This window comes from Pseudoduganella sp. R-34 (genome assembly GCF_049904655.1).
In the GTDB taxonomy this organism is placed as follows: domain Bacteria; phylum Pseudomonadota; class Gammaproteobacteria; order Burkholderiales; family Burkholderiaceae_D; genus Rugamonas.
Genome location: NZ_CP184572.1, coordinates 3276550 through 3288831 on the forward strand (window position 1 = coordinate 3276550; position 12282 = coordinate 3288831).

A 12282-nucleotide genomic window follows, 5' to 3' on the forward strand; every position below is an offset into this window, starting at 1 on the left:
AATATAATTTCCACCGTGGCAAAACTCTACTTCCGCTATTCTGCGATGAACGCAGGCAAATCGACCTCCATGCTGCAGGTCGCCCATAACTACGAAGAACAGGGCTTGATCGTGCGCCTGTTCACCGCCGCCATTGACGACCGCTATGGCGTGGGCAAGGTGACTTCCCGCCTGGGGCCGCAGCGCGAAGTCGAGCTGTTCTCGTCTGAGACCAACTTCCTGCAAGACATGCAGAAAGTGGCCTGTGTGCTTGTCGACGAGGCGCAGTTCCTGTCACCGGAGCAGGTCAAGCAGCTGCACCAGCTGGCGCAGGCCAAGGGCGTGCCGGTGATCTGCTACGGCTTGCGCAGCGACTTCCGCGGCGAGCCGTTCCCGGGTTCGGCCTACCTGCTTGCGCTGGCCGACGATATCGAGGAAATCAAGAATATCTGCACTTGCGGCAAAAAGGCCACGATGAACATCCGCGTGGACGAAAAGGGCGAGCGCATTCGCGAAGGCGAGCAAATCAGCATCGGCGGCAACGAGGCTTATCGCCAGGCCTGCGGCCGCTGCTTCTATACGGGTTAATTGGATAGACTGTTTTACCTGATGCCGTCGCTATGCCTTGCGGCGGCAATCTGGGTGCTGTCGCAGCGCTATGTGGCGTTCACGCTGATGCAGCTGCCGGGCACCCTGTGCCATGAATTGGCCCATTTCGTGGCCGGGCTGCTGACGTTTGCGCGGCCGGTTTCCCTGTCCATCATCCCGCGCCGCGAGGGCAAGGGCTACCGCCTGGGCGAGGTCAAGCTGGCCAACGCGCGCTGGTACAACTCCGCTTTCACCGCGCTCGCGCCGCTGCTGCTGGCGCTGATCCCGTGGTGGGTTGCCGTGCTGCGCACGCGCGGCCCCTGGCATTTCGAAGCGCTGGACGCCGGCCTGGCCTTCCTTGTCGCGCCGCAGTTCCTGGCCTGCTGGCCGTCTGCGACGGACTGGAAGCTGGCCGTGCGCTCATGGCCGTTGCTGCTTATCGCAGGCGCAGGGTGGTACGCCTGGACGACGATCCCGTGGCTGCATGGCCTGGTAGCTTGAAGGCGCGCACTTCGCGGACCAGCGCTTCGGCCTGATCCTGCATGGCGCCGGCGGCTGCGGCGGCTTCCTCTACCAGGGCGGCATTCTGCTGCGTGACCTGGTCCATCTGGCCGATGGCCTGGTTGACCTGGTCGATGCCGGCGCGCTGTTCCTCGCTGGCGGCACTGATTTCGCCCATGATGTCGGTCACGCGGCCGACGCTGTTCACCACTTCTTCCATCGTCGCACCGGCCAATTCGACCAGTTTGGCGCCGGCTTCGACTTCACCCGTGGAGTTGGCGATCAATCCCTTGATCTCCTGTGCTGCAGCGGCGCTGCGCTGGGCCAGGTTGCGCACTTCGCTCGCCACCACGGCAAAGCCGCGGCCCTGTTCGCCCGCGCGTGCCGCTTCGACAGCCGCATTCAGGGCGAGGATGTTGGTCTGGAAGGCGATGCTGTCGATCACGGAGATGATGTCTTCGATCTGACGGGAGGCCTCGTTGATGGCTCCCATCTTCTCCACCACTTGCGCCACCTGCGCTCCGCCGCGCGAAGCCACGTCCGATGCTTCGCGCGCCAGCGCATTGGCTTGGCGGGCGTTGTCGGCGTTCTGGCGCACGGTCGAAGTCAACTCTTCCATCGAAGCGGCGGTTTCCTCCAGGCTCGAAGCCTGCTGCTCGGTACGCGCCGACAAATCCTGGTTGCCGGCTGCGATCTGCGACGAAGCAGTGGCGATCTGGTCGGCACCCTCGCGCACGCCTCCAACCACGTTCGCCAGGCGTTCGCTGATGCCGTTCATGGCGCCCAGGACCTTGCCGATTTCATCGCCGGTGGTCACGTCCAGCCGCACGGTCAGGTCGCCGCCGGCAATACGGTCGGCCGCGCCCTGCACCTGCAGCAACGGGCGGCTGACAATGGCGCGCACCAGCAGCAACAGGCTGGCGGCAAAGGCGAGCAGGGCGACGATGCCGCATCCCGCATAACGGTTGCGAGCAGTGACGGCATCCCTGGTGATCTCCTGGACGTAGGTGCCGCCGGCAACGATCCATTTCCAGTCGTCGAAGTAGCGGTACACCAGCAGTTTTTCCTGGGGCGAGGTCTTGCCCTCTGCATCGGACCACATGTAGCGCACCTCGCCCGATTTTTGCTCAAGCATCTCGCGGATGAAGGCCTTGCCGTTGCTGTCTTTGGTCTCCAGCATCGATGCGCCTTCGCTGGAAGGGTGGACCAGCAGCGTGCCGTAGTCCTTGCCGGGGGCTGCATTCAACACGTAGACGTAGCCGGTTTCGCCAATGCGGATGCCCTTGATCTTGTCCTTCAGGGCCGTAATGTTCTTGCTGATGTCCAGGCCGATGAACAGCACGCCGACAACCTTGCCCGAGGCGTCCTTCACCGGGTCGTATTGGGTGATGTAGGGCTTGCCGAACAGTTGTGCGAGTCCGGTATAGGAGCGGCCTTCGCGCAGCCGCGCATAACTTGGGTTGTTGTGATCGAGCTGGGTGCCGACGGCGCGCTCGCCGTTCTCTTTCTTCACCGAAGTGGTCACGCGCACGAATTCGTTGCCGTCGGCTGCAAAAATGGTGGCGATGGCGCCCGTTTGGGCGGTGAAGTTGTCGGGAATGCTGAAATCGTTGTTGACGGCCTTGCCGCCGGCGGCCAGCTCGCTGCCTTCCAGCGAGAACGGGCCGGGCACCTTGGCGGCGAATTGGCGCGCGTAGCTGGCGGCATCGTTGACCATCGCAGCGTTGAACACGTCCAGCATATTGGAGACGCCATTCAGGTCGGCAGCAACCTGGTTGCGAGCGCGCTGCTCCAGCATGGCAGTGCTGTTCCAGTTGATGAAGACAATAAGTAGCGCTAACAGGGCGCTGACAAGGATAAACGTGAAGGCGGCAATCTTGGTGCCGACGCTCCAGCTGCGAATGGGAGGCGTTGGATGGGACATGGTTCTTGATTATTTTTGAGGCAGGGCCGATATGATATCGCGTTGCCACCTGGAAATTTCACCTGTTACAAAATGTTTCTTCGAAAATTCAATGACTTAGCGTAAATCTTGTCAGATGGCTCAGCCTTCAGGCTGGCTTAAGTGAAGCCCAGCACACTGCCCATCGTCCCCTCTCTCCCAGAGAGTGTCCTATCCTGTAGAATGGGATCAGCACTATTCTTATAGAATCACCTACGTTCGGAGCAAGCCGATGAAGAAGCACACCCTGTTGGCCACCCTGTCCCTGGCACTGGTCACCGCTTATGCGGGCGCCGCCCAGGCAGACAAGGCGACAGACGTCACCGTCAAGCCTGCAGCACAGCAGACCCAGGCCGCCTTGTGGGCGTCCCGCGTGCTGTCGCGCTACCATTACAAGGCTACGCCGCTGGACGACGCGATGTCGGAGAAGATCTTCGACCGCTATTTCAAATCGCTCGATGGCGAGAAACTGTTCTTTACCCAGGCCGATATCGATTCCTTCAGCAAGGAAAAGTCGCGCCTGGATGACGCGATCAACAGCGAAAACCTGCAAACGCCTTTCGCTATCTACAACCTGTACCAGCAGCGCTTCGCCGACCGCATGGCCTATGCCCGCGAACTGCTGAAATCCAAGTTCGACTTCACGCAGGACGAGAGCTACCAGTTCGATCGCGAGAAGGCCGACTGGCCGAAGTCGGAAGCCGAAGTGAAAGACCTGTGGCGCAAGCGCGTGAAGAACGACTGGCTGCGCCTGAAGCTGGCCGGCAAGGACGAGAAGTCGATCCGCGAGACGCTGGACAAGCGCTACGAAAACTACGTGACCCGTTCGCGCAAGCTGAATAGCGAAGACGTGTTCCAGATCTTCATGAACGCCTACGCCATGTCGATCGAGCCGCACACCAACTACCTGGGCCCGCGCGCTTCCGAGAACTTCGACATCGCCATGCGCCTGTCGCTGGAAGGCATTGGCGCCGTGCTGCAGAACCGCGACGAGTACACCGTGATTCGCGAAATCGTGCCGGGCAGCCCGGCCGGCCTGTCCAACAAGCTCAAGGTGGGCGACCGCATTGTTGCCGTGGCACAGGGCGAATCTGAGAAATTCACCGACGTGCTGGGCTGGCGTATCGACGACGTGGTGCAGTTGATCCGCGGCCCGAAAGACTCGACCGTCAGGCTGCAGGTGCTGGGCGCTGATGCAGGCCCGGACGGCAAACCCTTCGTGCTGTCGCTGGTGCGCAAGAAAATCAGCATGGAAGAGCAATCGGCCAAGCGCTCGATCCTGGAAGTCAAGGATGGCGCTGTCAAGCGCCGCATCGGCGTGATCTCGCTGCCGACCTTCTACCAGGACTGGGATGCGCGCCGCAAGGGCGACAAGGACTACAAGAGCGCCACGCGCGACGTCGCCCGCCTGCTGGGTGAGCTGAAGAAAGAGAAGGTCGACAATGTGCTGATCGACCTGCGCAACAACGGCGGCGGTTCGCTGACCGAGGCGGTCGAGCTGACCGGCCTGTTCATCGACCGTGGTCCTGTGGTGCAGCAGCGTAACGCCGAAGGCCGCGTCGAAGTGGAGGCGGACAATGTGCCTGGCCTGTCGTGGGATGGTCCGGTGGGTGTGCTGATCAACCGCGGCTCGGCTTCGGCTTCCGAGATCTTTGCGGCGGCAATCCAGGATTACGGCCGTGGCCTCGTGATCGGTGAACCGAGCTTCGGCAAAGGCACCGTGCAGACCCTGGTCAACCTGGACCGCTTCGGCCAGAGCGACAAGTCGCGCTTCGGCGAGCTGAAAATGACGGTGGCCCAGTTCTTCCGCATCAACGGCGGTACCACCCAGCTGCGCGGCGTGACGCCGGACATCAAGCTGGCTTCCACCAGCGATGCTGAAAACTTCGGCGAATCGAGCTACGACAACGCGCTGCCATACACCCAGATCAAGCCTGCGGTGTATATCCCGGCCGGCGAGTTGAAGGAAATCGTGCCGATGCTGGATAAAAAGCACGAGGCGCGCGTTGCCAAGGACAAGGACTACCAATACCTGCTGGACGACATCAGCTATGTCAAAAAGCAGCGCCAGGACAACGTGGTGTCCCTGAACGAAACCGTGCGGCGCAAGGAGCGCGACCAGCAGGAAGCGCGCGCCAAGCTGCGTGAACAGCGCCTGGCTGCCGGTCCATCGCCGGATGATCCGATCCTGGTGCCGGACCCGAAAGATGCGCTGAACAAGGCGATTGCCGCCAAGCCAGCCAACCCGCGCGCCGCCCAGCGCCAGGCCAACCAGGTGCGTGGCGCGATCCGCACCGATGACGGCCTGCAAGCGGACGAGCGGTCGCTGTCGGCGGAACTGGATGCCGAAAAGGCCGCCAAGAATGCCAAGGACGTACTGCTGAACGAAGCAGTGCATATCCTGGCCGACGAGGTCAGCGTGCTGCGCACCGATACCCGTCTGGCCAGCCGTGTGCTGCCTTACGTCAGCGACAAGTGATATTCCGGATGGTTATATCTAGTATTACTACAATAAAGTAGACAGATATACCGCGCCGCAGCATACTTGCACCTGTCTCCTCTATTCTCCTCCAAGGAAATAGACTTCAGCCCGCTCCCAGAGCGGGCTTTTTTTTGGTTCATCGCGGATGACCAGGCCAGTGCCGGCGGCAAAGGACGGGTCAGACCCTTGGGTCTGACCCGGATCCGCTACGGCCGCTCCCGATGAACCTTGTTTGATTGCCCCGGCGATGGGACGGTAAAATCCCGCCTGTGCGTACATCTATCAAATTGACTGTTTTTGCGGCTGCAGCACTGGCGATTGCCGGGGCGGGTGGCTATTTCTATTATTCTTCGCCGGCGAACACCGTAGCGGCGCGTTTGCCCGAACTGGTCAAGCGCGGCCCGGCGCCGACCGAGCGCGCCTGGCCAGCGCGGCTGGAAACCTTGCTGGACGCCGGCTTGGCCGACCCCTACGGCATTGCTGCCGACAAGCAGGGCAACGTCTATTTCTCGGACGGCGGCGAGAAAAATACCGTGTCGGTGTTGGCGCGAGATGGCAGCGTGCGCGTGCTGGCGGGTGGCATAGAGGGTTACCGCGACGGTGCAGGCGTCGCCGCCGCCTTCAACACTCCTTCCGGCATCGCGCTGGACAAGCAAGGCAACGTCTACGTCGCCGATACTGGCAACCACGTGATCCGCAAGATCGCAGTGGACGGCACGGTATCGACCCTGGCCGGCAGCGGCATTGCCGGCTTTGCGAACGGGCAGGGCGCCCAAGCCCAGTTCAATGGCCCTGTCGGCGTGGCGGTCGATGCAGCCGGCGCGGTGTATGTCGCCGATACCTATAACGACCGGATTCGCAAAATCGCTCCCGATGGCACCGTCACCACGCTGGCGGGCAGCGGGCGCCCCGGTTTCGTTGACGGCATGGGCGAGGGAGCGCAATTCGATACACCTTGCGGGATTGCGCTTGGCAAGGACGGCATCTACATCGCCGACACCAGCAACGATGCCGTGCGCCGCATTAACAATGACGGCTCGGTGGTGACGATTGCCGTCGCGCCGGAGCTGGAAAAAGAGCCGCTGCTGCGCCGCCCCATGGCGCTGGCGGTGACGCATGATGGATTCGTCTACATCGCCGTGTCGTCGCGCGGACGCCTGCTGCAACTGGCGCCCGACGGCAACCTCGCCGGAATGCCGGACGCCGCGCGGCCCGCCGATCCTGTCACGGGCATCGATGGCAATATCCAGCTCTACGGCCCGCGCAGCCTCGCGCTGGCGGCTGACGGCACCCTGGTCATCGCCGACGGCTCCGCCCAGCGCCTGCACCGCGTGGTACATGCCGGCGCGGGGGCTGCCCCTGCGCAGCCAGCCGCGCAGGTCGCCAAGGCGCTGTCATCCAGCCCGGGCGTGCAGGCTGGCGCGCCGCTGATCGGCGCTGCACACGCCGCGGAGCCGATGCCGCCCGCCGGCGCACCGGCCGCGGCAGCCAGCGATCTCATGGCCCGGCGCAACGAAGGCCCAATGCCGTGGCCCGTTCTTCCGCAAAACCAGCCGCACGAGGTGGTTGGCCTGATGGGCGAGGTGAGGGGAAGCTATGACGGCGACAGCCGCCACCACTTCCACGCTGGCCTCGATGTACAGGCCGATGTCGGCAGCTCGGTCCATGTGGTCGAGAAAGCCAAGGTCAGCGACCCTCTGCCCAACTGGGCGTATGGTTCGCTCGGCGAGGGCATCAACCTCGGCACGACCAGCTACATCCATATGAAGGTCGGCCGCGACAAGAAGAACCGTGCGCTGGACGACCGGTTCCAGCTCCTGCTGAACGATCAAGGTAAGCCGGAACGGGTGCGCGTCCGCCGTGGCACGCGCTTCTATGTTGGCGAACAACTGGGCGTGGTGAACCAGATGGCCCACGTCCACCTCAACCTGTACGACCACGGCCGCGTGGTGAATCCGCTTGCGCTGCCATTCCCCGGCCTGCGCGACACCATTGCGCCGGTCATCCAGGGCATTGCGCTGTATGACGCCAGCGACAAACGCCTGCCGGCCAGGAAAGGCAAACGCCTGGAAGTAGCGCGCATACTGGGCGAAGTGAACGTGGTGGTGGACGCTTTCGACCAGATGGACGGCAACCTCGCACGCCGCCGCCTGGGCTTGTACAAGCTGGGCTACCAGTTGCTGCAGGCTGACGGCACGCCGGTTGCGGGCTATGAGCAGCCCCGCATCATGCAAACCTACGACCAGTTGCCCAAGCAGCGCGAAGCGGTGAAGGTGGTGTACTCCGCCGACAGCGGCATCACCGTTTACGGGAGCAAGGCCACGCGCTTCACCTATTCGCTGCTAAGCCATCTGTCTGAGGGCGAAGTCGTACCCGGCCGCTGGCAAGTAAGCGAACTGGCGCCGGGCGACTACACGCTGCGCATTTACGCCGCCGACTACGCCGGCAATACCGCCACCTCCGGCCGCGACCTCGCACTAACGGTCAACTGACTTCGTTATTGTATCGAGGTATTGCGGCCGTACAGGCTGCGCTGGGATGGGTTGCCGGTGACGGCGATGCGTCCGGAACCGTTGGCGCGGGCGTCGACCTTGTGCTGGACCCAGGCTTGCACGCCGCCGGAGCCGTTGCTGGTGATGTTGGCTTCGTCGGCGCGCAAGTCGTTCAGCTGGGCGCTACCCGAGCCTTGCACCTGCACGTCAAGCGCGTGCACGATGCCGCGCGCGTAGAAGCTGCCGGAGCCGGATGACGTGACGCGCAAGGCATTGCCGCGCACGGAGCCGATATTCACGCGGCCCGAGCCGACCATATCCACCACCGCCGACTTGCTTTCCAGGCCGTCCGCATACAACTGGCCCGAGCCGGCGTGGCGCAAATCCAGCTGCTCGACGCGGCCGCGCAGCTCGAGATAGCCGGAGCCTGTGTGCGAAACGGCCAACGGTCCGCCTGCCAGGCCTTGCACCTCCGTGCGCACGGAGCCGCTCGATTCCAGATTGTCCAGGCGCTGGACCGTGTACCGCACGTGGATCGGCTTGCGGCTGTCCAGGCGATCTTCCGTCCACACGCGCAGCGTATCGCCGCGCACTTCGGTATGCACCAGCGGCACCAGATTGCCGTCGCCCTCGATCACCAGCGATGGCGCGCTGCCTACCTTGACGTCGACATCCATATCGACGCGATGGCGGTTCTCGATTCGCAGGCCGGTGGCGCTGGTGATGTCGCGGGTTTCAGTAATGGTCGTTCCGTTGCCCTTGACGTAGTCGCTGCTGTCGTTCAGCACGATGACGCAGCCTGCCAGGGTGAGGGAGATCATGGCGGCGAGGGGGAGCTTGGTGCGCATGGTTGTGTCCTTGTTGTGCGAGCCAGTTTGGATGAGAGCATCCTATCGGCCATCTCGGTTGCATATGGCGGGAATGCGACGAAATGCAGAAATTGAGTGCTGAGTTGTAAAAATTGATAATATGAAAGTGTCGGCATACGGCCGGCCCGGCAGCTCCGCTGCTGAGAACAATCTAGGTAATACCCCTTACTTACGCCGCGGATAGGCCATCTGCGGCGCTTCTTTTTGAGTAAAGAATTTTCGCAATAGATTCAATCGCTTATTCCTTGTTGATAGCGGTCGTCTTCCAAGAACGACGGAGTGCAGGCCTCACCGCATCTTACCAATCGTCCGATTTCGTAGATGTATGCCTGGCAATTACGTTTAAGCCGTTGGTGAAGTAGACGAATTGCACTGATGTTAAGGCAACGGAGCGCTTTAATCGACAAACTCCCTTGTTTTGTTGGCAAGTTGCATTATTATGATGCAATTACTTTGGCCCGAGCGCGTCTCGGTCGTGCCATCATCTGGAGTGCCAATGAGTCAGTACCTCTTGAGCTTTGCCAAGGAGAACTTGGCCGATAAGTCTGACGCTTATCTCGCGCTGCTGTGGTGTATGTACAAAGGGCGCCAAGATAAAGGCAGATATTCCGATCACATTAAGGTTCACCTGAATTCTGCCAACAGCGATTTAGTCAAAACCAACTATCAACGTATTGCGGCGCGCTTCAAACGCATTCTAAATGCGCGGCCAGAGTTGGACTGGGTCGCCCCTGCTGGGCTGAGGCCATTGGCGACACTGCAAGTAAAGAACTTCCGTGGATTTGGAACTTTCGGTCCCGACGACAAAGGCTCGTTGCTTCACTTTAGCAAGATCAAAAACATCTTTTACGCACCCAACGGCGGCGGCAAGTCCTCGTTATGTGAAGCGCTGGAATATGGCACAACCGGCCATATAAAGGAGGCGGACCGCCGTAAGACTAAGGTTAAGCAGTACATTGCGCGGGGTGCCGGTAAAGTCGAACTGACCTTGATGGGCACGGACCGGAAACGCGTTCAAGCCAACTTGACGTGGAGCAGTTGCTTTATCGATCGCAATCGCCTGCAGGAATTCTCATTGTTGGGGTCAAAAGACACCAATAGCGCCGAGGGCGATGTGATCGCGACCTTGTTTGGACTCGAAGAATTCCAGGAAGTGATCTCGCGCTTTGTGAAGCCCGAGAGTTTCAATCTCGCACCGCATCGGCGGCCGAGTCAAAATGATGCGGTGCAAGCGCTGGACTCCAATAGAAACACGCTCCGTGAACAGAGACGACGGCACCGCGACAACGTAGCTCTCATTAACAAGGATGTCTGCGCGCGCCTGGGCCTAGAGACTGATCAGCAATTCGCTGTGCGTGTAAGACATGCGCGTCTAGCACGACTGGCGGAACTCAAACTTCGAAATGCTGAGCGGTTGAAGGCCGCGACTGTGCCATTCACCGCACCGATGTCGCAGATCGTATGCACCATACGGATTGCGTCTCGCTTGCTCAGGCGAAAAGTCAAGGTGGATGAAGCGTTCATGCAGAACGTCGTCGCGGTCAACTATCGTGCCGTCTACCAAGCTTTGCAGGTAATTGAACACAATAGCGCCGACGAGTACTGTCCGGCCTGCTCGACGCCATTGGATCGCGTAGTCGAGAATCCTTTGAGAAAGCACGACGCGAGCTGGCGTCACTTGGAGTACTGGACCAACTGAACACGTCACGAAAGCGGCTCGAAGGACGCATGACTCAGTTGGTCGTTGCCGTTGGCACTGCCATTTCAGCGGTTGATGCCAACACCCGTCTGGGTCTTCCTTGTTTCCTGGCGTTGGAGACGCTTCGGGTTAGCTACGCTGCTTTTCATACTGCAACCGATAGGGTGGAAGCCGCCACGCATGTGCTCACTAATTTGACTAAACTGTTCGCGAACGATGAAGCCGGGATCGAGGCTTACTTGCGCGCTTGTCAGTTGAAGTACGACGAGGTCACGCAGTCGGACTTTCAGGTTAAACGCCTGGAGCATGAAGCGGCGCTGCTTAAGCACGAGGTAGAAGTCCTTCGAGGTCTGTTTGATGAAAAAAGGACATCACTGGCAGCATTAAAAGAAGTTGGCCGACAACTCGCCGCTCTCGCGCTGCAGCGCGCCACCCTGCAAGGGAACGACGCAGATAATCTGCGCTTCAATGGGCTCATAGACCAGTTACAGTTCGAGTACGGCAACCTCTATCGTGATTTAATGGGATACAAATTCAGGCTAGAGAAAGATCGCATCGCGGGCATCGAAGGCAAGGCGGCTGAATACTACAAGGCGATCAATCATCATGACGGTGACCACGAACGCATTGACGCGCTCAGTTTCAAAAAAGACGGAGAGAATTACCGCATTAAGATCTTAAATTCGGATGGTAGCGTCATGGATGCTTTCTCTGTGTTGAGTGAGGGGCACTTACGAGCATTGGGTTTGTCGTTACTGTTGGCGATGGCAGAAAAGAACAACTTTCCATTAATCGTGTTTGACGACGTCGTTAACGCCATCGACAGCGACCACCGGTCCAACATCATTGACCTGTTCTTTGCCGACCCGTACCTGCGGCAGACGCAGATGATCATCACGACGCATGATCGCTTATTCTGGGAGCGTTTCTGCATTATCGCGGACCGCCATCCGCAGGATGTGCAATACACCAGCAGTGTACTGAGTTACACGAACCAAGGCGTCGTGATGGTCGACCATGCCGGTGGATTCCAGGAAAAAGTTCTTCGTGCCCTTGAGGTGTACGATATTCGGCAGGCTCTAATCTACTGCCGCATCTGGTTCGAATCGATGGTCTTGGAATATTGCCTCGAAAACGCGGTCTCAGTCACGGCGAAGTTCCAGAAGTCGGCTTTGAAGAAGAACATCTACTTGCAACTCAGTTTAGAAAGGACCTTCACGCTTGTGGAGCCGCACATCGCATATGACCGCGTACACTTTGATCTAATTAAACAGGACCTAGTGAATTGGAGCGGCCAGAACCAGGAGCATCACGCGTTTGACGAAGGAAGCTTGAACTTCGTTCATTCGAAGACCAGCAAGGAAGTCGTCAAGATTTACGATGCGATTCGGCTGTTCGAATGCCAACTGTTCCCGCAGAAAAAGCACGACGCCAGCACCAAATTGCTCGCGGACTTGGGCCAGAAGATAGCTGCGTGCGCAACCAAGATTGCACAGTTAAGTAAAGCGCCAATGGAAGTCCAGAAGGAACACCAGCAACGCTTGGAAACGCTGCAAAAGCGCGAAGAGGAAGTGAACCAGGAACTGGCCTACGCCAGGATATGCCTTGCTGCGTTAGCCGCACAGGGCGGCGAAGTGTGATCCACTTGTAAGAATTTATACTTGAATTGACATACAAAGACCCATTGCCCTCCGGCGGCGTCCGCCCCTATTTGAAGTAGGACGATAACC

General features: G+C 59.9%; 8 protein-coding genes. 6 read left to right on the plus strand and 2 right to left on the minus strand.

The window, feature by feature from the left end:
• Positions 1-15 precede the first annotated feature (15 nt).
• Complete coding sequence (locus ACN9MW_RS15190) at positions 16-567, plus strand: thymidine kinase (protein WP_426171930.1); 552 nt, start codon at positions 16-18, stop codon at positions 565-567.
• Positions 568-1068 (plus strand): hypothetical protein, encoded by a 501-nt coding sequence (locus tag ACN9MW_RS15195; protein ID WP_426171931.1) that lies wholly within the window; start codon positions 568-570, stop codon positions 1066-1068.
• Here ACN9MW_RS15195 and ACN9MW_RS15200 read toward each other — a convergent pair.
• Positions 1004-2992, minus strand: coding sequence for a methyl-accepting chemotaxis protein (locus ACN9MW_RS15200; protein ID WP_426171932.1), 1989 nt, complete (start codon positions 2990-2992; stop codon positions 1004-1006). The genes ACN9MW_RS15195 and ACN9MW_RS15200 overlap by 65 nt on opposite strands.
• A 250-nt stretch (positions 2993-3242) precedes the next feature.
• Here ACN9MW_RS15200 and ACN9MW_RS15205 point away from each other — a divergent pair, with 250 nt between their 5' ends.
• Together ACN9MW_RS15205 and ACN9MW_RS15210 are read left to right on the plus strand one after the other, a co-directional pair.
• Entirely contained in the window at positions 3243-5489 is a 2247-nt protein-coding gene (locus tag ACN9MW_RS15205) for a carboxy terminal-processing peptidase (protein WP_426171934.1), read from the plus strand.
• Between the two features lie 272 nt (positions 5490-5761).
• Positions 5762-7984: an SMP-30/gluconolactonase/LRE family protein gene (locus ACN9MW_RS15210; RefSeq protein ID WP_426171936.1), complete on the plus strand. Its 2223-nt coding sequence runs from the start codon at positions 5762-5764 to the stop codon at positions 7982-7984.
• 5 nt (positions 7985-7989) lie between these two features.
• Here ACN9MW_RS15210 and ACN9MW_RS15215 read toward each other — a convergent pair whose 3' ends face one another.
• Positions 7990-8832 (minus strand): head GIN domain-containing protein, encoded by an 843-nt coding sequence (locus ACN9MW_RS15215; RefSeq protein WP_426171938.1) that lies wholly within the window; start codon positions 8830-8832, stop codon positions 7990-7992.
• Between the two features lie 517 nt (positions 8833-9349).
• Here ACN9MW_RS15215 and ACN9MW_RS15220 point away from each other — a divergent pair.
• Together ACN9MW_RS15220 and ACN9MW_RS15225 are read left to right on the plus strand one after the other, a co-directional pair.
• Complete coding sequence (locus ACN9MW_RS15220; RefSeq protein WP_426171939.1) at positions 9350-10552, plus strand: ATP-binding protein; 1203 nt, start codon at positions 9350-9352, stop codon at positions 10550-10552.
• A 29-nt stretch (positions 10553-10581) separates the two neighbouring features.
• Positions 10582-12192 (plus strand): AAA family ATPase, encoded by a 1611-nt coding sequence (locus ACN9MW_RS15225; RefSeq protein WP_426171941.1) that lies wholly within the window; start codon positions 10582-10584, stop codon positions 12190-12192.
• Positions 12193-12282 lie beyond the last annotated feature (90 nt).